This is a genomic window from Thiohalocapsa sp. ML1 (assembly GCF_001469165.1).
In the GTDB taxonomy this organism is placed as follows: Bacteria; Pseudomonadota; Gammaproteobacteria; order Chromatiales; family Chromatiaceae; genus Thiohalocapsa.
This window is the reverse complement of the sequence record NZ_JABX01000037.1, coordinates 22,272-45,140: the sequence shown is the minus strand read 5'-3', so window position 1 is coordinate 45,140 and position 22,869 is coordinate 22,272. Positions and strand designations below refer to the sequence as shown.

At 69.4% G+C, this 22,869-nt stretch carries 24 protein-coding genes; 13 read left to right on the top strand and 11 right to left on the bottom strand.

The window, feature by feature from the left end; translation table 11 throughout:
- The first annotated feature begins 46 nt into the window (after positions 1 to 46).
- The 9 genes from ML01_RS19915 to ML01_RS19875 all read left to right on the top strand — a co-directional run bounded on the left by ML01_RS19915 (position 47) and on the right by ML01_RS19875 (position 8,515).
- On the top strand, positions 47 to 1,930 hold the full coding sequence (locus ML01_RS19915; RefSeq protein WP_058557168.1) for a V-type ATP synthase subunit I: 1,884 nt from the start codon (positions 47 to 49) through the stop codon (positions 1,928 to 1,930).
- A 159-nt stretch (positions 1,931 to 2,089) separates the two neighbouring features.
- Positions 2,090 to 2,536 carry an ATP synthase subunit C gene (locus ML01_RS19910; protein ID WP_058557142.1) on the top strand — a complete coding sequence of 149 codons (447 nt, stop codon included), beginning with the start codon at positions 2,090 to 2,092 and terminating at the stop codon, positions 2,534 to 2,536.
- A 44-nt stretch (positions 2,537 to 2,580) separates the two neighbouring features.
- Positions 2,581 to 2,964 (top strand): V-type ATP synthase subunit F, encoded by a 384-nt coding sequence (locus ML01_RS19905; RefSeq protein WP_058557141.1) that lies wholly within the window; start codon positions 2,581 to 2,583, stop codon positions 2,962 to 2,964.
- Positions 2,965 to 2,996: 32 nt separating this feature from the next.
- Positions 2,997 to 3,641: a V-type ATP synthase subunit E gene (locus ML01_RS19900; protein ID WP_058557140.1), complete on the top strand. Its 645-nt coding sequence runs from the start codon at positions 2,997 to 2,999 to the stop codon at positions 3,639 to 3,641.
- Positions 3,642 to 3,723: 82 nt separating this feature from the next.
- Positions 3,724 to 5,514, top strand: coding sequence for a V-type ATP synthase subunit A (locus ML01_RS19895; protein ID WP_058557139.1), 1,791 nt, complete (start codon positions 3,724 to 3,726; stop codon positions 5,512 to 5,514).
- A 142-nt stretch (positions 5,515 to 5,656) separates the two neighbouring features.
- Complete coding sequence (locus ML01_RS19890; protein WP_058557138.1) at positions 5,657 to 7,036, top strand: V-type ATP synthase subunit B; 1,380 nt, start codon at positions 5,657 to 5,659, stop codon at positions 7,034 to 7,036.
- Between the two features lie 195 nt (positions 7,037 to 7,231).
- On the top strand, positions 7,232 to 7,654 hold the full coding sequence (locus ML01_RS19885; RefSeq protein WP_058557137.1) for a hypothetical protein: 423 nt from the start codon (positions 7,232 to 7,234) through the stop codon (positions 7,652 to 7,654).
- Between the two features lie 37 nt (positions 7,655 to 7,691).
- Positions 7,692 to 7,973: a YkgJ family cysteine cluster protein gene (locus tag ML01_RS19880; RefSeq protein WP_058557136.1), complete on the top strand. Its 282-nt coding sequence runs from the start codon at positions 7,692 to 7,694 to the stop codon at positions 7,971 to 7,973.
- On the top strand, positions 7,931 to 8,515 hold the full coding sequence (locus ML01_RS19875; RefSeq protein WP_371258227.1) for a DUF29 domain-containing protein: 585 nt from the start codon (positions 7,931 to 7,933) through the stop codon (positions 8,513 to 8,515). Before ML01_RS19880 ends, ML01_RS19875 begins: the two co-directional genes overlap by 43 nt.
- 98 nt (positions 8,516 to 8,613) lie before the next feature.
- Here ML01_RS19875 and ML01_RS19870 read toward each other — a convergent pair whose 3' ends face one another.
- The 7 genes from ML01_RS19870 to ML01_RS19840 form a co-directional block, all read right to left on the bottom strand.
- The gene (locus tag ML01_RS19870; protein WP_254045326.1) at positions 8,614 to 9,303 is read right to left on the bottom strand and encodes a zinc ribbon domain-containing protein; all 690 of its coding nucleotides are present in this window, start codon (positions 9,301 to 9,303) and stop codon (positions 8,614 to 8,616) included.
- Between the two features lie 78 nt (positions 9,304 to 9,381).
- Positions 9,382 to 10,860, bottom strand: a complete 1,479-nt coding sequence (rfaE1, locus tag ML01_RS19865) for a D-glycero-beta-D-manno-heptose-7-phosphate kinase (protein ID WP_082674468.1) — start codon at positions 10,858 to 10,860, stop codon at positions 9,382 to 9,384.
- Complete coding sequence (locus tag ML01_RS19860) at positions 10,860 to 11,447, bottom strand: SIS domain-containing protein (RefSeq protein ID WP_058557134.1); 588 nt, start codon at positions 11,445 to 11,447, stop codon at positions 10,860 to 10,862. The genes rfaE1 and ML01_RS19860 overlap by 1 nt, the downstream gene beginning before the upstream one ends.
- Positions 11,448 to 11,551: 104 nt before the next feature.
- On the bottom strand, positions 11,552 to 12,412 hold the full coding sequence (locus ML01_RS19855) for an archaeosortase/exosortase family protein (protein WP_058557133.1): 861 nt from the start codon (positions 12,410 to 12,412) through the stop codon (positions 11,552 to 11,554).
- Between the two features lie 16 nt (positions 12,413 to 12,428).
- The gene (locus ML01_RS19850; protein WP_058557132.1) at positions 12,429 to 13,661 is read right to left on the bottom strand and encodes an exosortase-associated EpsI family protein; all 1,233 of its coding nucleotides are present in this window, start codon (positions 13,659 to 13,661) and stop codon (positions 12,429 to 12,431) included.
- Positions 13,658 to 15,892 carry a tetratricopeptide repeat protein gene (locus tag ML01_RS19845; RefSeq protein ID WP_058557131.1) on the bottom strand — a complete coding sequence of 745 codons (2,235 nt, stop codon included), beginning with the start codon at positions 15,890 to 15,892 and terminating at the stop codon, positions 13,658 to 13,660. Before ML01_RS19845 ends, ML01_RS19850 begins: the two co-directional genes overlap by 4 nt.
- Entirely contained in the window at positions 15,867 to 16,724 is an 858-nt protein-coding gene (locus ML01_RS19840) for a DUF4114 domain-containing protein (RefSeq protein ID WP_082674465.1), read from the bottom strand. The genes ML01_RS19845 and ML01_RS19840 overlap by 26 nt, the downstream gene beginning before the upstream one ends.
- A 640-nt stretch (positions 16,725 to 17,364) precedes the next feature.
- Here ML01_RS19840 and ML01_RS19835 point away from each other — a divergent pair.
- The 4 genes from ML01_RS19835 (at position 17,365) to ML01_RS19820 (ending at position 20,760) form a co-directional block, all read left to right on the top strand.
- The gene (locus tag ML01_RS19835) at positions 17,365 to 18,642 is read left to right on the top strand and encodes a PP2C family protein-serine/threonine phosphatase (RefSeq protein WP_058557129.1); all 1,278 of its coding nucleotides are present in this window, start codon (positions 17,365 to 17,367) and stop codon (positions 18,640 to 18,642) included.
- 9 nt (positions 18,643 to 18,651) lie between these two features.
- Positions 18,652 to 19,071 (top strand): ATP-binding protein, encoded by a 420-nt coding sequence (locus ML01_RS19830; protein ID WP_058557128.1) that lies wholly within the window; start codon positions 18,652 to 18,654, stop codon positions 19,069 to 19,071.
- A gap of 118 nt (positions 19,072 to 19,189) precedes the next feature.
- On the top strand, positions 19,190 to 19,534 hold the full coding sequence (locus ML01_RS19825) for an STAS domain-containing protein (RefSeq protein ID WP_058557127.1): 345 nt from the start codon (positions 19,190 to 19,192) through the stop codon (positions 19,532 to 19,534).
- A gap of 44 nt (positions 19,535 to 19,578) precedes the next feature.
- Positions 19,579 to 20,760, top strand: coding sequence for an alkaline phosphatase family protein (locus ML01_RS19820; protein WP_058557126.1), 1,182 nt, complete (start codon positions 19,579 to 19,581; stop codon positions 20,758 to 20,760).
- Positions 20,761 to 21,020: 260 nt separating this feature from the next.
- Here ML01_RS19820 and ML01_RS19815 read toward each other — a convergent pair whose 3' ends face one another.
- The 4 genes from ML01_RS19815 to ML01_RS19800 form a co-directional block, all read right to left on the bottom strand.
- Entirely contained in the window at positions 21,021 to 21,824 is an 804-nt protein-coding gene (locus tag ML01_RS19815) for a Uma2 family endonuclease (protein ID WP_058557125.1), read from the bottom strand.
- Positions 21,825 to 21,986: 162 nt separating this feature from the next.
- Positions 21,987 to 22,208 carry a hypothetical protein gene (locus tag ML01_RS19810; protein WP_058557124.1) on the bottom strand — a complete coding sequence of 74 codons (222 nt, stop codon included), beginning with the start codon at positions 22,206 to 22,208 and terminating at the stop codon, positions 21,987 to 21,989.
- Between the two features lie 49 nt (positions 22,209 to 22,257).
- Positions 22,258 to 22,536 carry a type II toxin-antitoxin system RelE/ParE family toxin gene (locus ML01_RS19805; protein WP_058557123.1) on the bottom strand — a complete coding sequence of 93 codons (279 nt, stop codon included), beginning with the start codon at positions 22,534 to 22,536 and terminating at the stop codon, positions 22,258 to 22,260.
- Complete coding sequence (locus ML01_RS19800) at positions 22,536 to 22,748, bottom strand: hypothetical protein (RefSeq protein WP_058557122.1); 213 nt, start codon at positions 22,746 to 22,748, stop codon at positions 22,536 to 22,538. The genes ML01_RS19805 and ML01_RS19800 overlap by 1 nt, the downstream gene beginning before the upstream one ends.
- Positions 22,749 to 22,869 lie beyond the last annotated feature (121 nt).

The window sequence follows — 22,869 nt, the reverse complement described above, 5'->3', positions numbered from 1 at the left end:
GGCCACCCGCACGCTGGAGCTCATCGCCACGCTGGTGCCGCTGCCGATGCAGCACGTGCGGCTGTTGGTGATGACCGACGACCTGCCGCAGGCGTCGCTGACCCTCGCCGAGACCGAGAGCTTCCACCCGGACCACCGCCTGCCCGAAGCCAGCGTCCTCGCTGAGGCACCGGGACGCGACTACCGGGAGCGCTACCGCCAGGCCGCCTCGCGGCTCGACAAGATCGCCAAGCTCGTGCCGGTGCCGGCGGCACCGCCCATCCGCCAGCTCCACGTCGTGCACCCCGACGAGCTGATCGCCGTCAGCCTGCTGCTGCGCGAGCGCTGGGAAGAGGCGTCGCGGTTCGAGGAGGCCTTCCACCGGCTGGATGAAGAAGAGCGCTTCCTGCGCGATCAGCAGACGGCGCTGGAGAACTTCGCCAACCTCAAGATCGACCTCGGCAAGCTGCGCACGAAGACGCGCTTTCTGGACTTCTACGTCGGCGTCGTGCCGCGCGAGAACGTAAGCCGCCTGCAGGGCGCCGTGCAGCTCGCTGGCCATTTACTGTTTAAGTACCTGGAGCGCGCCGACAGCGCCCACGTCATCATCGTCGGCCCGCGCGGCGAAGGGGAGGCACAGCTCGACTCCGTGCTCACGTCGGCCGGCTTCCAGGCGCTGCCGATCCCGCGCGGCCTGGCCGACACCGACCCGGCGCAGAAGCAAGAGGAGCTCGCGACCCGGCGCGCCGAGATCGCCGGCCAGCGCGAGGCGCTGCAAACCGAGATCGCGCAGTGGGAGCAGTCCAACCGCGAGATGCTCGTCGATGCGCGCCGCACGCTGCTGCTCGCGGAGCCCTTCGTGACCCTGGACCCGTCGATCCGCAGCCTGGGCCAGCTCGCGGTGCTGGCGGGCTGGGTGCCGGCGGCGGCGGTGGCTGGTCTGGAACAGCGGCTCGAGGAGACGCTGGTCATGCCGTTCCACCTGGAGGCGCGCGAGCCGCGCCCGGACGAGCGCCATCTGGTGCCGACGGTGGCGGTCAAGAACCGCTGGCTCGCGCCCTTTGCGATGCTGGTGAAGCAGTACGGCATCCCGCAGTACGGCGAGGTGGACCCGACGCCGCTGTTCGCGTTCACGTTCCTGCTCATGTTCGGCTCCATGTTCGGCGACGTCGGCCAGGGTGCCGTCATCGCCGGGCTCGCCTGGACCTTCCGCGCCAAGCTCGGGCGCTTCTGGCTGTTCGGCGTCATGGCGGGCGCAGCGTCGATCGTCTTCGGCTTCCTGTACGGCAGCATCTTCGGCTACGAGGAGATCCTGCCGGCACTGTGGAAGAGCCCGATCCACCATCCGATCCTGATGCTCCAGATCGCGCTCGGCTACGGCGTGGCGTTCATCGTCGTCGCCTGCCTGCTCGCGACCTACAACCGCTTCGCCGTGCGCAACATCGCCGGCGCCTGGTTCGGCCACCACGGCCTGGTCAATCTGGCCTTTTATTTGGCGCTGGTCGCGGGCGGGCTGAACGTCGCGCAGCAGGGCAGCTTCGGCACCTCGCCGACGCTGGTGGTGCTGGGGAGCCTCGCGGCACTCGCCGCCTACGGCTGGCGACATTTCGACGCGCCGACGAGCGAGAAGGTGCTCGTGGTCTTCATCGAGACGCTTGAGACCGTCATCGGCTACGTGTCCAACACCTTGTCGTTTCTGCGCGTCGCGGCCTTCAGCCTGAACCACGCGGCGCTATCGCTCGCGGTGCTGACCCTTGCGGGCATGATGGGCACCACCGGCCACATCATCACCGTGATCCTCGGCAACGTCTTCGTGCTGGTGCTGGAGGGCGGCATCGTCGCGATCCAGGTGATGCGGTTGCAATACTACGAGGGCTTCTCGCGCTACTTCTCCGGCGATGGCCACGAGTTCGCACCGCTACGCCTCAAACGCGGCGCGGAGGCATCCTGATGACCCCGATCATCGGCCCTCGATCCCGGCTCCTTGGCCCTCGGCATTTGGCCTCAGCCCTCGGCCCTCAGCCCTCAGCCCTCAGCCCTCAGAAAGCGATACCTCCGTTTAGCCCCAAGAAGGCAATTCCCTCCGTTCAGAATTTTGGAGACCTGAAGCATGTACTGGCTTGTCGCCCTGATGTCCTTCGCCATTGTCGGTCTGATCGCCACCGGCCTGTACCTGGAGCTTAGGCCCGCCGCGACGCTCCGGCTGCCGCGCTGGAGCGCGCCGGCGATGGGCACACAGCTCCTGGTGTTCGTCGGCGCGCAGCTCGGCCTGCTCATGCTCGGCATCAACGAGGCCTTTGCCGAAGAGACCATGGAGATCGTTGAGGTCACCGAAATCACCACCGGCATGGGGCTTGCAATCCTCGGTGCCGGCATCCCGACCGCGCTCTCCACCATCGGCGCCGGCATCGCGGTGGGCCCGATCGGTGCCGCGTCGCTTGCCGCCATCACCGAGAAGCCCGAAACCCTCGGCCGCACCTTGATTTACCTTGGGCTCGCCGAGGGTATCGCCATCTACGGCCTGGTCGTCTCCATCCTGCTGCTGAACCGGATCTAATCCGAGCCGCGGCCTGAGACGACCCGAACCGGAGGCATCGCCCCATGGCAGACCCAGCCGCCGAGCGCGCCGCGGTGGCAGCCGCCGCCGACGCGCCGAGCGTAACGCGGATGCTGTTCCTCGGCGCCGCGAGCCTCGCCGACGGGTTTCGGCTCATCGGGTTCGAGACGCATCCGGACCCAAGCGCGGAAGCGGTGGACGTCGTCTTCCGGGCGCTGCGCAAGTCCCGCGAGAAGGCCTTCGTCATCGTGGATGAGGCGGTCATGCGCTCCGGGGCGGCCAACCTGGCCCGGGTGCGGCGCGAAGGCGGGCGCATCGTCGTCGTCTCGGTACCCCCGCTGGCAGGCCCGGTGGAGCTCGAAAGCGAGGTCGCCGAGCGTCTCTCCGCCATGTTCGGTTCCAGCAATCTGCTGAAACCCAGCCCCTAGCCCCTAGCCCCTAGCCCCTAGCCCCTGAACTCATGGTTACCCAAGCACACGAGCTCGAAGAGGCGATCCTCGCCCGCGCCGAGCGTCTGGCGAACGAGTACCGCGAGCGCGCGAACCGCGCCCGGGACCAGATCCTGCGCGACGCGGCGGACAAGCTCCGGCTGCGCGAGCAGCGCGAGGAGGCCATCGCCAAGGCGCTCGGCGAGCGCACCTATCGCCAGCAGGTACAGGCGGAGGAGCTGAAGCTCCAAAGCCACCTCGACCGGGTACGCTGGAATCTGGTGCGCGACGTCGAGCACCGGCTCGCCGAGCGCATGCGCGCGCACTGCGAAGACGAGCCGGCGTACCTCAAGACGCTGACCGGCTTCATCGCCACCGCCGCGGAGACCATCGAGCACCCGAGCTTATCCGTATCCGCCAACGCCAGGGACGCCAAGCTGCTGCACGCGCACTGGAGCGACGTCGGCGCCGCACTGCCTGCGCACAAACAGGCGACGCTGGCCGAGACGCCCATCGACGCGGTGGCCGGTGTGCTGGTCACCAGCGACGACGGTCGTATCCGCGTCGACAACACCTTCGAGGGCCGCATGGCGCGGCTTAGGCTGCGCATTCAGCAGGCGATTCTGGAGCGGCTGGTGCCGAATGGGTTCGAGACCGGCAGCGTGTTCAGCGGCTGAAGTTTGAAGTGCGAAAATGTGAAGTTTGAAGTTTGAAGTTTGAAGTGCAGCCCTCGGCCCTCGATTCAGGTTACCGGCAACCATGAGTAAAGACCGCCTCGGCGTCGTTCGCGACATCAACGGCCCCATCGTCACCATCGACCTCCCCGGCATCCGCAGCGGCGAGCAGGTGCGCATCGGCGAGATCGGCCTGGTCGGCGAGGTCATCTCGCTGTCCGGCCGCCAGGCCGTGGTGCAGACCTACGAGGCCACCGACGGCGTGCGCCCGGGCGAGCCCGCCGTCGGCCTGGGCTGGCCCTTGTCCGTAGAGCTCGGCCCCGGGCTCATGGGCGGCATCTTCGACGGCGTGCAGCGGCCGCTGTCGAAGATCGCGCTCCAGTCCGGCGACTACATCGCGCGCGGCATCGACGTGCCGGCGCTGGACCGCGCCCGGCAGTGGGAGTTCGAGCCGAACCGCGCGCTGGAGCCCGGCCAGCAGGTCGGTCCCGGCAGCGTGCTCGGCACCGTGCAGGAGACCGCCACGGTGCTGCACAAGATCCTGGTGCCGCCGGGCATGGCGGGGGAGTTGGAGGAGGTCGCGCCGGCCGGCGAATACGACATCGAATCCACCATCGCGCATGTGCGCGATGCCAAGGGCACCAGCCATCGGCTCGCCCTGTACCACCGCTGGCCGGTGCGCCGACCAAGGCCCTATCGAAGACGCGACGACGGCGTCTCGCCGCTGATCACGGGCCAGCGCGTCATCGATACCTTCTTCCCGCAGCTCAAGGGCGGCAAGGGCGCCGTGCCCGGCCCCTTCGGTGCCGGCAAGACCGTGGTGCAGCAGCAGATCGCGCGCTGGTCCAACGCCGACATCGTCATCTATGTCGGCTGCGGTGAGCGCGGCAACGAGCTGGTGGACGTGCTGGAGAGCTTCCCGAAGCTCGAAGACCCCTACTCCGGGCGCAAGCTCATGGAGCGCACGCTGCTGGTGGCCAACACCTCCAACATGCCGGTGGTAGCGCGCGAGGCGTCGGTGTATGTCGGCCTCACCGTCGCCGAGTACTACCGCGACATGGGCTACGACGTCGTCATGCTGGCGGATTCCACCAGCCGCTGGGCGGAGGCGCTGCGCGAGGTGTCCGGGCGGCTCGGGCAGATGCCGGTGGAGGAAGGCTACCCGGCCTATCTGTCCTCGCGGCTCGCCGCCGTTTACGAGCGCGCCGGGCGGGTCGAGACCTACGACGCGGGCTCGGGGTCGGTCACCTTGATCGGCGCCGTGTCGCCGCCGGGCGGGGACTTCTCGGAGCCCGTGACCAGCCACACGAAGGACATCATCGAGACCTTCTGGGCGCTGTCGAAGGAGCTGGCCGACGCCCGCCACTACCCGAGCATCGATTGGGTCACGAGCTTCTCGGCCCACGTGCATACCGCCGCGCAGTGGTGGCACGAGGAGGTCGACCGGCGCTGGGAGCAGCGCCGTACCGAGGCGCTAGCACTGCTCGCCCGCGACGCCGAGCTCTCGCGCATCGTCAATCTGGTGGGCCCGGAGGCGCTGTCCGATGCCCAGCGCTGGCAGCTCGAAGGCGCCTCCCTGGTGAAGGAAGGCGTGCTGCAGCAAAGCGCGCTCGATGAGGTGGACACCTTCTGCTCGCCCGAAAAGCAGTTCGCGCTGCTGGACCTGACCCTGTCGATCTACGACAAGGGCATGGCGCTCATCGAGCTCGGCGTGCCCGTCGCAGAGCTCGCCGAGATGCCGCAGCTCGCCAAGGTCCGCCGCTGCAAGTCCATGTACAACAGCGACCAGGTGGACAGCATCCGCGCCTTTGCGCGCGAGGTGGAGCAGGCGTTTGAGGGCATCCGCATCGAATACGCGAAGCAGACGACCGACTAGACGACCGGATGAAGAGCGGGCCGAGGGCCAAGGGCCGACAAAGGCGCGGGAACGTCGTCGTTCCGCGCTGCCGCGAGCCCCAGGCTGAGCGCTCTCCGGCTGCCCCGCAATACGTGCTCCTTTCCACTCGGAACTTCCGCCCATGAGCATCAAAGAATACCGAACCGCCAGCGAGGCCCGCGGCGGACTTATCTCGGTCAAGCACACCCCCGGCATCGCCTTCGGCGACCGCGTGCGCATCACCGACAGCCGCGCCGAGACCCGCGACGGGCAGGTGATTCGGGCGGCGGACGACGAGGTGCTGATCCTGGTGTTCGAGGGCACCGACGACTTGGACCTGAACGATATCTGGGTGCGCTTCCTGGACGAGCCCGTGGAGATCGCGCTGTCGCCCGAGATCTTAGGCCGCGAGTTCAACGGCTTGGGCGAGCCCCGGGACGGTCGGCCGCCGGTGCTGTCCAACACCCGCCGACCCGTGAGCGGCGCCGCCATCAATCCCGCCGCACGCACCTATCCGCGAGAGTTCATCCAGACCGGCATCTCTACCATCGACGGGCTGAACAGCCTGGTGCGCGGGCAGAAGCTGCCGATCTTTACCGGCTCCGGCCTGCCCCATAACCGGCTCGCCGCGCAGATCGTGCGCCAGGCCAAGCTCAAGGACGAGGACACGAGCTTCTCCATCGTCTTCGCGGCCATGGGCGTGTCCTACGCGGACGCGAAGTTCTTTCGCGATGAATTCGCCAGCTCCGGCGTGCTGCGCAACGTGGTCATGTTCGTGAACCTTGCCGACGACCCGCCGGTGGAGCGTCTGACCCTGCCGCGCACGGCACTGACCGCCGCCGAGTACCTGGCCTACGACTTGGACCGCCATGTGCTCGTGGTCATGACGGACATGACCTACTACGCCGAGGCGCTGCGCGAGGTGGCCACGGCCAAGGGCGACGTGCCGGCACGCAAGGGTTATCCGGGTTATCTCTACTCCGACTTGGCCGAGATCTACGAACGCTGCGGGCGCATCCACGAGCGTCATGGGTCGATCACCATGATGCCGGTGGTGTCCATGCCGTCCGACGACATCACCCACCCGATTCCGGACCTCACGGGCTACATCACCGAGGGCCAGATCGTGCTCTCGCGGGAGCTGAACAACCAGGGCATCTACCCGCCCGTGCACATCTCGCCCAGTCTCTCAAGGCTGATGAAGGACGGCATCGGCAAGGACGACACCCGCGAGGACCACCCGCACGTCGCCGCCCAGCTCTATGCCCTGTACGCCCGCGCGCTGGAGACGCGCAACCTCGCCAGCATCATCGGCGCCGATGAGCTGTCCGAGCGCGACCGGCGCTACCTCAAGTTTGCGGACGACTTCGACAAGCGCTTCGTCGCCCAGGACGAGGCCGAGGACCGCAGCATCGACGCCACGCTGAACCTGGCCTGGGAGCTCATGAGCGCCTTCCCGCGGGACATGCTGACCCGCATGTCGGAGACGGAGCTGGCAAAGTACTATCGAGCAACAGAGTAGGCGCGGATCTCGGGCAGAGTCGCGCGCTACCCCTTTTCTTTACCATGAAAGTCGCGCGCGGCGCGTTCCTTAATCTCCCTCTCCCTCTGGGAGAGTGCCGGGGTGAGGGCAACGACCATGGCGAGCGGCGCCTTTCATCCTGCGGGGTGGCGCTGGTCGCCATGGCCGTTAGCCTCTAGCCAAGAGGATATCGAGATGAACGTATCCGCCCATGCTCCTGACAGCCTTTGGGGTGAAATTCCGGAGGTTTCCGAGATCGACTCGGTCAAGTTCGTTTTGGAGGAACAGGCCCTGGCGCTGAAGAGGAACACAAAAGGCTTGCTCTATGGAATAGTCCAGATGAAGACCCGAGAAGGCCGCTTCATAGTTTCGTTATCGATAGTCGCGCCCAGCCTCGATAATTACACGCAGCAGATACTTTCCGTAACCCACGGAATCGATTCGTTTCCTGCGACGATAAACGATTCCCCTGACTGGCCAGCAACCGAATGTAGCGATATTACGGAGTTCAAGGAAGCCGTAGGAGAGCGGCTGCAGTCCGAGCGCGTAAGGAAACTCATTCGAGGGCTATTGGGGATGATGCGGCCGGCGCCTGATTTTGAGAAACCGTTCGCGTGAAATGCGATCGATTTCCCGGACGGGCCGTTAGTCGAGAATGAACGCCCAAGACGTGACCTGCACCACCTGCCCCGCCGCCTGCTGCCGGCTCGAGGTGCTCTGCATCGGCGACTATGACATCCCCGAGCACCTGACGGACACGGACGCCGAGGGCTATCTCGTCATGCGCCGGCTCGACGACGGCTGGTGCGCGGCGCTCGACCGTAGCGCGATGCACTGCGGCATCTACGCGCTGCGGCCCCTGCCCTGCCGCGAATTCGACATGGGCGGGTCGGATTGCATGGCCGAGCGCGCGCGCTATGCGGCCGGGCGCGGCTGACGCTTGCCATAATCGGGACCACTTCCGCAACACGAGGCGATGCCGCCAGGTCCGCTGTTGCCAAGCCCGAGCCCCGGCACGAGGCCCCGGCCAACGCCGAACGGCTGTCCGCGCTGTACGAGATCGACTACGTCGATTGGCTCCTTGAGAACGCTGCGCTCCTGCGCACGGGCCGATTGGACGCGTTGGACACGGACAACATTGCCGAGGAATTGGAGGGTATGGCGCGCAGCGAAGCCCGGGCGTTACGTCGTCATCTGCGGGTACTGATCACCCACCTGCTCAAGTGGGAGTACCGGACGGACCACCGAAGCAGCAGTTGGCGCGGCTCGACCTACAACGCGCGGCGTTCAATCCACCACCGCCTCGACGAAAGCCCAAGCTTGCGCAGGCGGCTTGCCGATATCGTCGCGGAACTGCACTCGGACGCAGTCTTCAACGCCGCCAACGAAACCGGTCTGCCCGAGGCGACCTTCCCTGCCGAGTGCCCTTACGGCATCGAGACGCTGCTCGACCTGGATCATTGGCCGGGTGATCCCTGAGCGGAGCTTGAACCGAAGCTTGCGGGGAGACGCTGCTCGTGGTCGTGATCGCGCGACGATCGATTACGACAACGACAACGACAACGACGGAGCGTCGCTCATCGCACCGCCATGAGCTGCCGATAGACCAGCACCGCCCCCCAAGCCAGCGCGAGCAACATGATCAGGCTGCCGAGCAGATGGCTCGCCTGCGCAATCTGCTGGTCCATGCGGATCAGACCCGTCTCGGTCAGCAGGTACTCCCAGTCGTGGAAGCCGTAGGGCGCGGAATGGCCGAAGTTGCCGCCGAGCAGCGGCAGTTGCCCGGCGCGGGCATCGTTGATGTAGGGCGCGATGTCGATGAAGTTCTGGCCGAACCACCACAGCGCCACGGACGCGCCGAACGGGTCGCGGGTCTGCAAGAGCAGCACCAGCATGGCAATGAGCGGCATCAGGAGTTGCCCGAGCGTGCCGCCCAGGGAGCCGATGAACTGGCCGAAGATGCCGAAAAAGACATGCCCGGCCTCGTGGAACGGCAGGTTCACCAGGTGCAGAAACGACTGCCCCGCCGCGTTGCTCGCCACCGACGAGGTGATGAACCACAGCCCCCAGACCACCAGCAGCACCAGCAGCGCCGCCCGCGCCCAGCCCGTCGCCGGGTCCGCGTCCGGCTCCGGCAGTAGGAGCGCCAGGAGGCCGGTGCGCGCGTGCCGAAGCATCGGCGCCGCCCGCGCCGGCTCCCGCAGTACGGGCTCCGGCGGCGGCGTGCCGTCCGGCCGCGGGTGGTATTTCCAGTATTTCTCGAACACGACACCGCAGGCACCGCAGATGGACCGCCCGGCCTGGCCTGGTGCGCCGCACTTCGGGCAATCCACGGCCGCCGCCCGTCAGCCGTCCGGATGCATGCGCGCGACGATGGCCGACGTGCTGCGGTCCGCCACCAGCGGCACCAGCACCACCTGCCCGCCCCAACCCTTGACCTCGGCGGCGCCGACGACCTCGTCCTCGCGATAATCCGCGCCCTTCGCCAGCACGTCCGGGCGCAGCGCCCGGATCAGCTCGATGGGCGTGTCCTCGTCGAACAGCACGACGCCGTCCACCGCCGCCAGCGCGGCCAGCACCCGGGCGCGGTCCTGCTCGCCAATGAGCGGGCGCTCCGGCCCCTTCAGGGCGCGCACCGAGCGGTCCGTGTTGAGCCCCACCACGAGCCGCTGCCCGTGCCGGCGCGCGCGCTCCAGGTAGGTCACGTGGCCGACGTGCAGGAGATCGAAGCAGCCGTTGGTGAAGACGACACGCTCGCCGGCCGCGCGCCACGCCTCCACCTGCGCGCGCATGTCGGCGAGGCCGCGCACCTTCGCGGCCTGCTCCAGCGCCGCCTCGCCGGCGATGGCCGCGGCCAGCTCCGCCGCCGTGATGGCCGCGGTGCCGCGGTGCCCGACCACGACACCGGCCGCGAGGTTCGCAAGATGGGCTGTATCGATGGGGTCGAGTCCGGCGGCAAGCCCCGCCGCGATGCTGGCAATCACGGTGTCGCCGGCACCGGAGACGTCGAACACCTCCCGCGCCACCGCCGGCACACGCGTCGGTTGCGGGTGATCGCCATCCAGCAGCGCCATGCCCAGCTCGCCCAGGGTCACCACGACCTGGCGGAGCCCGAGTGCCGCCCGCAGCACCTCGCCCTGCGCCAGCAGCCCGTCCAGATCCGTGGCATCCGCGCCCGTGGCGAGCGCCAGCTCGGCGCGATTCGGCGTCAGCAGGGTCGCACCGCGGTAGCGCGAGAAGTCGCGCCCCTTCGGGTCCACGAGCACCGGCAGCCCGCGGGACGCGGCGGCATCGATGAGCCGTGCGCAGACGTCGGCGCTCAACACGCCCTTTGCATAGTCGGACAAGAGCAGCACCTGTGCGTCCGGCAAACGCGCGAGCACCGCTTGCACCAGTGCATCCGCGAGCGGCGCGGACAACGCGGCGGTGTCTTCGCTGTCGATGCGCAGCATCTGCTGACCACTCGCGACGACGCGGGTCTTGCTCGTCGTCGGCCGCCCCAGGTCCACCAGCACGGCGGCCCGGTCCATGCCGGCGGCATCGAGCAGCGCGGTCAGCGCCGAGCCGTCGGCGTCCGCCCCGCACACGCCGGCGACGGCGACGCTCAGCCCGAGCCCGATGAGATTGCGCGCGACGTTTGCGGCACCGCCGGCGACGACCCGCTCGCCCCCCAAGCGCAGCACCGGCACCGGCGCCTCCGGGGAGATTCTGCCGACGGCCCCGGTGAGATACCGATCCAGCATCAGGTCGCCGACCACCAGCACGCGGCGGGCGCCGAAGCGCCCGGCGACGGCAGCCCGAACCCGCTCCGGCACGCGGAACATCAGCGCGGCCCCTGCCCGCCGGTGCCCGTCACCTGCCGCTCCACGAGGTCGCAGACGATGTGGCCGATGACGATGTGCGCCTCCTGGACGCGCGCGGTGACGCCGGACGGCACCGTCAGGCACAGCTCGCAGGTCTCGGCGAGCCGCCCGCCGCCGGCGCCGGTGAGACCGACTCGAAACACGCCGCGGCCCGCGGCGCGCTCCATCGCCCGCAGCACGTTGGCGCTGTTGCCGGACGTGGACAGCCCCACAAGCACGTCGCCGTCGCGGCACAGCGCCTCGACCTGGCGAGCGAACACGGACTCGAAGCCGTAGTCGTTGGCCACCGAGGTCAGGATGGAGCTGTCCGTGGTCAGCGCGATGGACGCGAGCCCCGGCCGCTCGCGCTCGAAGCGGCCCACCAGCTCCGCGGCCAAGTGCTGACAGTCCGCGGCGCTGCCGCCGTTGCCCATCCAGAACACGCGCCCGCCGCGCCCGAGGCAGACACCGATCTGCTCCGCGAAGCGGGCGATGTCCGGCGCCAGCGCGGCGGTGTCGTTCAGCACCGCAACGTGAGCGGCAAAGGTGGCGTGGATCAGGTCTTGCATTGCGGCTTCGGCGTCGCCCGGGCGGGCGCGCGGTTGAGCTAACGACAGTCCGGCAGTATGCCGAGGGGGTTACCCCGCTGGCAACGCGGCGCACCCCGCGGGCGTCAGTCCGGCGCCGGCGCCGTCGCCGGAAACACCTGCTCCATCGCCAGGAACAGCCCCGCCGCCAGCGCCACCGCGACCCAGCCGATGACGACGTGCGGCGTGCCGGTGAGGATGCCCTCCCCGAACCAGGCCGCACCGAGCGCCAGCGCGACCACCCGTAGCGTGTTCGCGATGATGACGGCGGGCACCGCGAGCAGCGCGTGCAGGAAGCGCGGCCGGAACCCGGCGTGGCGCAGCAGCACCGTCCACCACGCGACCCAAAGCAGGTTCTGCAGCAGCGTGAGACCGGAGCAGGCCGACGTGACGCTGACCTTGAGCTCGCCCCAGCTAAGCTCCGTGCCGGCGAGCCGCACCTCGCCCGGGCCGACGGACAGCAGCCCAGCGGCCAATAGCGCCGAGAGCCGCCGCAGCGGATAGCTCAGCGCCGCCTCGAACAAGGGCAGCACCGGCACGAACAGAAACAGCACCAGGATCGGCGCCGCCAGCCGCCCCGCCATGCGCGCGCCGAACAGCACCACCACCGCGCTCAGCAGCAACAGCGCCAGCGCACCCTGGAGCAGCACCGGCCGCAGCGCCCCCGCCAGCGGCGAGGCAAAGCCGGCGACGGCCGCGGCCAGCGCCAGCCCGACGCCGAGCCAGACGCTGTCGCCCTGCCCCCAGCGCAGCGTGCCGGCCTGCCGCAGCCGATGCAGCAGCAGCAGGGCGGCGGTGCCGACCAGCAGCAGATGCGCCAACGGCTCCCCCATGAGCACGCTCGGGCGCTGCGCGAGGAGCCCCGCTGCGACCAGCAGCGCGCCCACCGCGAGCGGCCACCAGCGGGCAGCCCCCGCCACCGCCTCTGCGTGGCCCGGCACGCTCATGGCGTGCGGTGGCAGCTCATGGCGCCGGCGCCGTCCAAGGCGCCTCGCGCACGAAGTCCCCAAGCGCCTGCTCGGCGCTTGCGTCCGCATCGCCCACCGCGGTCACCAGCGTCATCGAATAGCGCTCCCCCGGCGTGAGCCGGCGTTGCAGCCGCAGCCCGGCGAGATCGCCGCTCGAGCGCTGCGGTGAGGAGAACCAATACACACCGGACAGCCGCTGCCTGCCGCGCGCCGCCGTCAGCACGCCGGCCGCCGGCGCCTCGGCCCCGAAGCCCAGTCCGTCCGCATCGCGCAAGGCCTCATCCCGCGACAGGCGCCAGCCGCTGCCGCTCAGGCAATACTCCGGCGTGTGGAGGGCATGGACATCGTCGCTTTCCACCAGCAGCACGCTCACGCGCCGGCCGTCGCGGGTGCTATAGAGCCGCTTGCTGAGCCGGCGGCTGTCGGCGAACAGCCGCTGTTCCGCCGGCGAGACCGGGATCTCGGCGCCGAGCCAGGACCCGAAGGCCCACTCGTCCTCCACCAGCGCGACCGGCGGGCCGAACGCGGGCGGATTCAGCGCCAGGACGAGCCCGGCGGCACCGACCAGCACCGCGACCGCATAGGCCGTGATGGCCGGTCGCGGCGCGCCGAGCCGGCCGAGCCGCCCGAGCCAGGCGAGCAGCAGCCCGAGCGCGAGCGCCCCGAGCGCGACCCCCGCCTTCAGCAGCAGCACGCCCGGCCCCGCCGGCGCCGACCAGCCGGCGAGCCCGAGCAGCCCGCCGAGCGCGATCCAGCCTTGCTGCAGCAGGTAGCCCGTGGTGGGCAGCGCCAAGAGCCCGAGCAGCAGCGCCGGCAGCAGCAGCAGCGCGACCCGCCCGCCGTTGAGCAGCCAGGCGACGGCCCAGCCGCAGGCGAGTGCCGCCGCCGCGAGCGCCACGCGCACGTCGAGCGCAAGCCCGAGCACCGCGACGCCGACGCCGAGCGCCAACCAGGGCCAACCGGCGTGATCGACGGCCGAGCCTGCGTCCGACGGCACCGCCGAGAGCAGGTCCAGCACCAGGAACCACCACAGACAGCCGAGCAGCAGAAACACCCAGCCCCAGGCGTCGAGGGGCGAGGAGAACCAGGCCCGCCAGATCCAGGGCAGACTCGGCGCCAATAGCGCCAGCGTCAGCAGCGGCGCGGCGAGCACCCGCGCCATCGGCCACGCGGCCGGGCCGGCGCCGACGGCACCCTCGGCACCCTCGGCACCCGCCCGCGTGCTCATGTTGCACCGCCAGTTGCACCGCCAGGGCGGGCGCTACCCAGCCGGTCGAGCAGCGCCTGGGCCTCGGCATGCTCCGGCGCCAGCCCGAGCACGGCACGGGCGGCCTCTGCGGCGCCGCCGTCGTCCCCCAGGGCGGCGCGGCGCTGGGCGAGATTCCAATGCGCGTCCGGCCAATCCGGTGCCAAGGTCGCGGCCCGCTCCGCCAGGGTCAGGGCCTCCGCGGTGTCGTCGAGCAGCTCGGACAGGTTCACCATGGGCAGTGCCCAGTCGGCGCTGGTGACAAGCAGGTCGCGGTAGCGCTGCTCGGCCTCCTCGTTCGCACCGGCCCGCTGTGCCAGCAGCGCGCGCTTGAAGGCGATGTAGCGGTTGTCGGGATGCTGTGCCGCGGCGGTGGCGAGCACCGCGCGCGCGGCGTCCCAGCGCGACTGCGCCATCAGCAGGTCCGCCGCGGCCAAGGCGTAGGGCGCGCGCCGCGGGTCCGCCGATGCCGCCTCGGCATAGGCCGCGGCGGCCGGCTCAAGCTCGCCCTGCGCCTCCAGCAGACCGCCCCGATAGGCAAGGCCGCGGGCACGGGTCGCGGCATCGCTCGATGCCGCCACCGCCGTGGCCAAGGCATCGGCCGCGGACCAATCGGCGCGTTGCATCAGCACGTCCATCAGCGCGGCCTCAATGCGCGGGTCGGCGCGCCGGCGATAGGCCTCGCGCAGCAACGCCTCGGCGGCGGCGAGATCCCCTGCACGCGCCGCCGTCACACCCTGCCAGTAGCTGCCCACGGCGGCCTCGGGTAGGGCCTCGGCAAGCGCCCGGAACTGCGCCGCGGCGCCGTCGAAATCGTCAGCCGCGAGCGCCGCCCGGCCGGACACCTCCAGCGCGGCCGCGCGATGCTCGGGGTCGTCCTCGAGCGCGCTCGCAAGCGCACGCGCACGCTCATCGTCACCAGCCAGCAGCGCGGCGCGCGCCGCGACGAGCTGTGCCGATGCAAAGTCGGGCAGCAACCCAAGCGCGGCATCGGCAAGCATCTGCGCGCGCGCCGCATCACCGCCGTCGGCAAAGGCCGCGGCGCGCTCCGTCAGCAGCGTTGCGACCCGCGCGCGCCGCTCCGGGCTCACGACCCCGGCCTGGATGCGCGTCAAGGCCGCCGTGACCAATGCGGGATCGCCGAGCTCGGCGCCGACGTCGAGCTGCATCCAGCGGTACAGGTCGCGGCCAGAGAAAAAATCCGCGGCCCAGCCCAGGTAGTCGCGCGCGGCGGCGGCGTCGCCGCCCAGGTAGCGTTCGATAGCCTGCAGATAGTGTCGGGCGGCGAGATCGGCGGCATCGGTACCCGCGAGCGCGCGCCGAAGCTCCATGACAGCCGCTGCGTCCTGCGCGGCGCCGCGGAGCTCGGCGAGCGGGACAACAAGGTCCGGCAGCGGGCCATGCGCGTCCATCAGCGCGCGATAGTCCTGCTCCGCCTCGCCCGTGCGCCCCATCTGCCGATACAGCGACGCCCGGGCGGTCAGCGCCTGCCGGCCGGCGTCGCCGGGCACGGACACGAGCGCCGCCAGCGCCGCCTCCGTGTCACCGGCGCGCAACGCGATCTGCGCGAGGCCAATGGCGGCCGCGGCGGCGGTCTCCGGGTCACCGGCGAGCCTGGTGTAGCGGGGCTTCGCACGCTCGTCATCGCCGTCGAGAAAGGCCAAGTCGGCGAGCAGAAGCTGCACCGCCGGCAGATCGGGGTCCGCCGCCTCGGCCTGTGCAACTGCCTCGCGCGCACGCGCAAGATCGCCACGCAGCAGCGCGGCGCGCGCGACGAGTGCATGACTGCGGCCGTCCAGGGAACCGCCGGCCTCGGCGAGGGCGGCCTCGGCGCCGGGCACGTCGCCGGCGGCGAGGAGCGCGCGCGCCTGCTCGAAGCGCGCGTCGGGATGCAGCGGGTCGAGCTTCGCGAGCGTGCCCCATTGCCGGGCCGCCTCTAGCCAGCGGCCGTCCGCGGTGGCGAGAGCGGCGAGCTCGGCAACGGCGGTGTCGTCGTGCGGGTCCTGCGCGAGCAGGGCTTCCAGGGCGACGCGCTGGCCGTCAGCGTCGCCGCTGTCGCGTCCATGGTGCACCGCGATGGCCGAACCCGAGATCTGCTCGCGGGCGACAATGACCACGAGCGCAAGCAGGCTCACGATGGTCATCGCCGCGACAATCGCGGCGATCAACTTGGTTCGGCGATGCCGATCAGCCGGCGCTGCGGGTGCCGTCATCGGCGCTCCCATCATGGTCCCGTGCGCCGCGGCGACGAGCGCGGCGGCGCGCGTAGGCGCCGAACAACGAGGCGCTGATGAACGCTGTCGCCATCGAGCCGGCCTCCGGCGCGCCGGTAGGCAAGCTCGCGATGTCGATGGCCGAGAACGGCGAGGCGGTGAAGGTGAACACGATGTCGTTGAAGTCCTGATCGCCGAGGTTGTAGAGGTCCTCGACGCCGAGGATGACGCGCTCGTTGACCACGTCGGCGATCATGGCGACGTGGCGCAAGCCGTCCGGGTTCAGGTGGTCCAGCGTGTAGTAGGTATAGCCTTGCGGCCTGTTGAAACCGTCGGCCTGGAGCCAGAAGCCGATGTTGGTGCCCGCGTCGAACACGCCGAGATCCACGGTATCGCCGGCTTCGAGCCCGCCGAACTTCTTATTGTCGGCAGCGCCGCCGCCGATCTTGTCGATCTCCTTGCTCGCGTTCGCGAAGATCGTCTGAGTATCGAGGATGTTGTTGTCGTCGTCGAACAGAAAGTAGCCGAAGCTGTTCTTGTAGCCGGCACCCTCGTCGATGAACGTAAGCGACACCTCGGCCTTTTCGAGCAGCCGAAGGTTCGGGTCCACGGTACTGTTGACGAAAGCCCTGTTGACCGTCTGCTCAGGCAGCAGCGCCTGGATCGCGTTCAGATCCTTGGGATCCATCTCGATCGAGTAGATGCTCTTGGACATGTCGCTGATGGCCAGCGCCTGGGTCGCCCCCAGCACAAGCCAGAGGCCGGCAGCGCACGCCAGCGCCCGTTGCGCAGGGTAAGTCTTGCCGAAAACAGGTGAAATCTCGTGTGTCATCTTGGGGTAATCTCCTAGACTCTAGCGAGGCAGAGCCTCAGACCAACCAGGGCACGGAGCGTCGTCTTACGCCGCCCGCTCGTTCGCGTAAGTGCAACAAAGGGCCAAGGGCCAAGGGCCGAGGAGGTCTGCCTTGGACCTTGGCCTTCGGCCTTTTTGCCTCAAGCGCCGTTTCGTCGTGAAATTTGACTCACCTGCAAACATTCCACGCCCCCAAGCAACCTAGTTAATGATAGTCCAGGCACGGCCCGGCGGAACAAGTTCTCGGATGCCCGCCGAGCCTCATGCCGATGCCTTGCCCAGCAAGCAGCAGCCGCCAGCAGCCATAAATAAGCAAAGACCGCGCCATATCGCAGAACGGTTCCGTTGCGCTTGGCTGCTCGGCGACGAACGGCAGCAAGCAGCCGGCCGAGGCCAGGCGGTTGCCCCACCCTACGGGGATGCTGTTGTTCGTAACCCGGGGCTGTGCCAACCTGCGTCGCGCGGTCGCCACAGCCTGTCGGCCAAGGCCGGCTTGCGGCCGTTGCAGTTCGCAAACCGGCGCACGGCGCGTCGCGTTTTGCAATGCTGCAATAAGGGTTTTCATCAGCACCCAGCGGGTCGGCGCATTGCCCGTGCCCCTTGGCACCGCCCAACCAACATGACCATATCGCAAGCGCAGATCAGCACAGCCGCGGACAACCTTGCAGCGGCCCCCGCAGCGCAGCCGCGGCTCAAAGTGCTCGTCATCGACGACGCACTCGATCTGCGCGTATACGTACGCGCGCTCCTGCGCAAATGGGGCTTCGAGGCCGTGCTCGCGAGCAACGGTGCGGAGGGGCTGGAGCGACTGCGCGCCGGCGACATCCGGCTCGTCATCTGCGACTGGATGATGGACGGCATGAGCGGCCCCGAGGTCTGCGCAGCCATTCGGCGCGAAGACTTCTCGCACTATGTTTACGTCATGCTGCTCACCGGCCGCACCGAGGACACGGACCTGGTCTACGGCCTCGACGCCGGCGCTGACGACTTCGTCGGCAAGCCGTTCGACGCGCAGGTGCTGCGCGCCCGCCTGCAGGTGGGCGTGCGCATTCTCGGGCTGGAGGAGCGCCTCGCCGAGCAGAACCGGCGCCTCAAGCAGAGCCACGACGCGCTGGACCGCGCCTACGGCCAGATCCAGAACGACCTCGCCGCCGCCGCCCGCATCCAGCGCGAGTCGTTGCCGGTGTCCGACGCCAGCATCGCGCCGTTGCGCGCGGGCTGGCTGTTCCTGCCGGCCGCGAAGATCTCCGGCGACAGCTTCCATTTTTTTCCGGTGTCCGCCGACGAGATCGGCTTCTATCACCTGGACGTCGCCGGCCACGGCATCCCGGCGGCACTCCTGTCGGCGAGCCTGAGCCGCTCCCTGGTGCCGCATGCCAGCGCCGCGGGGTCGGTCGCCGGCAGTGGCACCTACCTGGACCCCGCCGCCCTGCTGGCCGCGCTGAACGCGGAGCTGTGCAACCCCGACGGCGAGGTCACCAGCTACGCCACCGTCATCTACGGCGTGCTCGATCCGCACACCGGCGCAGGGCGCATCGCGCTGGCCGGGCACCCGCAACCGCTCCTGCTGCGCGCCGACGGCTCGGTGGAGCTCCTGCCGAAGGGCGGGCTGCCGGTGGGCATGTTCGACAGCGCCGCGTACGATGCGGAGCGCTTCCACCTCGCCCCCGGCGAGCGCCTGATCACCTACAGCGACGGCATCACCGACTGCTTCGACATCGACGGGAACGCGTTTAACCTCGACCACCTGTGCCGGCTCCTAGCCGCGAACCGAGCACAGAGCAGCGCGGACCTGGCCGAGCTGCTGCGCGAGACCGTGCTGGGCTGGCGCGGCGATGCAGAATTGGAGGACGATGTGTCCCTCCTGATCATCGAGCGCCCCAGTGCCGCCGAGTGAGTGTCACCCATGCAGCGCGAGGACATCCATTTCAGCAGCGATCCGCAGGGCATGGCCTGGCATGCGTTGATCGAGGCGCGCCTGATGCCGCTGGCTCGCGCGGCGGGCTGCAACGATATGGAGGTCTTCGGCCTGCAGCTCGCCCTGGTGGAGGCGGTCAACAACATCGTCGAGCACGCTTATCGCTTGACGCCCGGACAGCCCATCAGTGTCGGCTGCGAGTGCACCCCGGCGGCGCTGCGCTTCGAGCTCCGCGATGAGGGCATGCCGATGCCGCTGCCCCTGCCGAGCGGCGAGCCGGCGCCCGCGGAGGCGGACGGCGGGCGCGGCTGGCAGATCATCCGCGCCGGGTTTCCGGATATACACTACGAACGCGTGGACGGAGTCAATCGATTGACGCTGATCCGACCTTTGCCGACAGCAGTCTGACTCGCGCCGGGGGCCGGCCCCGCACACCGGGCAGCGCTGACCCGCCCGGCGGCGCGGGGTCCGCACAAGCCGTCGGCGAACCCCTCATTGACGAGATCACCTAACCTGGAGCCAGCTCATGAGCCTCACGCACAGACAAGAACACGACGTCGACGTCGTCACGCTGCCGGAACGCCTGGTCATGGCCAACGCCGGCGAGGCCCGCGCCGACCTGAAGCAGATCATCCAGTCCGGCAACGGCCGCGTCGTGGTTGATCTCGGCGAAACGCTGTTCATGGACTCGAGCGGGCTCGCCGTGGTGGTTGCCGGCCTGCAGGCGGCGCGCAAGATGGAGGGCGACGTCTACCTCGCGCGCATGAGCGATACCATCCGCGCGCTGTTCGAGCTGACGCGCCTGCACACGGTGTTCCAGATCTTCGACGACGAGGCCGCCGCCGTGCGCGCCTTCGGCAAGGCAGACTGACACACCCGAGCGCCCACGCTGCCGTAACCCGAACGGAGGCCAGCATGACCAGCACCGCCGACAAGCGTTTGTCCATTGTCTGCTTCATCGATGCGCTCGGCTGGGAGGTGCTGCGCGGGCGTCGCTTCCTTGAAGAGCGCCTGCCGCACCGGCGCAAGCTCCGCTCCACGTTCGGCTTCTCGTCCGCCTGCGTGCCGTCCATCCTGTCCGGCCTCACGCCGCGGGAGCACAAGCACTGGTCGTTCTTCTACTACGACCCGGCCAGCTCGCCGTTCAAGCCACTTAAGGCCTTGAGCGTCCTGCCCCGCAGCATCGTAGACCGCGGGCGGGTGCGCAACCAGTTGAGCAAGCTCGTGAAGCGCGCCTACGGCTACACCGGCTACTTTCAGCTCTACAGCCTGCCCTTCAGCCGGATCGGGCTGTTCGACTACTGCGAGAAGAAGGACCTGTTCAAGCCCGGCGGCCTGAACCGCGGCGAGAACATCTTCGACCTGCTGGAGCGCGCGCGGGTGCCCTACCACGTGTCCAACTGGCGCGAGCCGGAGGACGCGAACCTCGCCGCCGTCAAGGCCGACATCGAGCGCGGCGACATCCGCTTCGCGTTCCTGTACATGGCCGCCATGGACGCGCTGCTGCACGACGTCGGCAAGGAGAGCCCGCAGGTAGACGCCAAGCTCGCCTGGTACGAGCGCGAGCTGAACGCGCTGCTGGAGGTCGCCGAGCGGCACTACGACGAGGTGCGACTGTTCGTCTGCTCCGACCACGGCATGGCCACCGTGCACACGCACATCGATCTCATGGCCCGCATCGAGGCGCTCGGGCTCGCCTTCGACAAGGACTACGTTGCCACCTACGACAGCACCATGGGCCGCTTCTGGTTCAAGCACGAAGACGCCCGGCGGCGCATCGTCGCCGCGCTGGAGCAGGAGCCCAACGGCCGCATCCTGCCCGATGCCGAGCTGGCAGCGCTCGGCTGCGATTTCGACGGGCACCAATACGGCGAGCTGATCTTTCTCACCAACCCGGGCGTCATCATTGTGCCGAGCCACATGGGCCTAAAGCCCATCACCGGCATGCACGGCTACCACCCCGATGACCCGGACTCCGACGCCGCCCTGCTCAGCAACGTGCCGCCCCCCGGCGACCCGCAGGCCATCACGGACGTATTTCACGTGATGAAGTCGGAGGCTGGATTGGGGGGAGAGGGGCTGGGGGCTAGGGGCTAGGGGCTAGCGAGGCAGAGCCTCAGACCGACCAGGGCACGCCGCCTCGTCTTGCGCAGCCCGCTCGTCGGCGCATTGAACCAAGGGCCAAGGGCCGAGGCGGGCTCCCTTGGCCCTCGGCCCTCGGCCCTACTCCCTCAAGCGCCTTGTCGCCAGGAAACTTGACATACCTGCCAACAGGTGGCGCCGTCAAGCAATTTAGGGAATCGTGTCTGCGGGCGTTGTGCGCCCGGTGCGCCGAGGCATTGGCTGGTGGGCTTGCCCTAGCCGGGGATGATGCCCGCCAGCTCGGCGCCGGTTGCGGCCGTGCCCAGCGCGCGCAGCCAGCCGGTGAGCTGGGCCGGGTCGGTGCAGGCGTCGATCCGCTGGCGCAGCCCCTGATCGAGCACCAGCCCCTTCGCCTCGGCAAGGCCGAGCACCGCCTCGCGCAACCCGCCGAGGCGACCCTCGTCGATGCCCTCTGCCTTACCCTCCGCGCGCACCCCATCAAGCCCGTCGTAACCCGCGCGCTGCAACAGATTGCGCAGGGTCGCGGCATTGGCCGCCTCGGCATCGTAGAGGGCCTCCACGGCCACAGGATTGCGCAGCACGCCGGGCGCCTCCAGCAGCTCGCCGGCGACCCGGGTGAGCATCGGCTGGCCGGGCGCATGCACCTCCACCCGCCGCGGCAGGCCGAGCCGCACCACCCAGACCCAGCGCGTGCCGGCACCCAGCAGATCGGCGATCTTCTCGCGCAGCTCGGCCTCGTCCTGGCCGGTGTCGGCATACTCCACCGCCAGCGGCGGCACGCCCTGGACCCAGCCGGGCCGATTCGGCACGTTGCCGACGGCCACGTCGGGCGCGCGCAGCGTGTCCGCGGACAGCGCATAGCCGGTATCGACACCGGCCTCCGCGACGTCCGGGTCGGTCGCCAGCACCTGCGCGCCGACCAGGTTGGCCTTGGCGCCACGCCCGCCGGTGGGCAGGCAGGCCACCGGATGGCCGCCGGACAGCTCGTAGGGGTCGCCGGACTTGAGCTGATCGACGCGGAAGGGTCCGCGCTGGCCGGCGAGGGCTTTGTGGGTCATGGGCAGGCTCCACCGCGAACGGTTGCGGTTGTGTCGGCATCTGTGCCGAATTCTAGCAACGCGGCGGGCGGGTCGCGCGCGGGGTGGCGCTCGGCTCGACGCGGGGGATGCCTGTCCTGCGCGGGGCCACGTCAGCCACCCGCCGGCGGCGCTGCATACGCATCACCACACCAACCGCCCCAGCACCCGCTCCCGCAGCCCCCAACTGTCCGCGTAGCGCACGTGATTGATCCAGCCCTGCACGGCAGCGTCGAGCTTGGCGAAGCTGATGCCGCCGGCGCGCCAGGCCGCGAACGCGGCCCCCAGCCGCCGCGTCGCCGCCACCACCTTGCGCGCCTTGACCAGCCGGTGCGTCGGATACAGCACGAAGCCGAGCCAGGGCAAAAACAGGCGGCCGAGAGGCCCGCCCGGTGAAGCGCACGGCGATCGCCGTTCACGTCCCCCGCTTATACACGTCGCCACGGTTGCCGATGATGAGCACATACACGACCAGTCTGTCGTCCTGGATCTCGTAGATTGCGCGGATCTTGCCGACCCGAAGGCGGTATAGCCCAGGCTCGCCGCGCATGGGTTGAACATCCAGGCGGGTTGCATCGCGGGGGTCCAGCGCCAGCAGGTCGAGCCTCGCACGCACCTGATGCCGTCGCGGCGCTGGCAGCCGGCGCAGGAAGCGGACCGCGTCCTTGTGCAGCTTGAGGCGGTAAGCCGCCATCAGAGGCGATCGCGAACGTCCTTCCAGTCTTCAAATTCGCTTTCGTCGCCCGCCTGGAGCTGCCGGCGCAGGGCGTGAATGCGCGACAACTCGGCCTCGCCCAAGGCGTCGTCGTCGTCGAACAACTGGTACTGCTCCGGCGACAGACCGCGCAGGTAGTCCAGCAGGCCCGGATAGGCGCGTTCGTCGATCTCGAGGGTCAGGGTCTTCATGGGTGACAACGGATGGACCAAGTCGGTTGCTGCATCGGGGGACTGTAGCCGCGTCCGAAGCCGACGGCAATCCGCTCAAACAGTTGCGCCGGGTCGCCGGCGATCAGCGGATAGTGGTCCA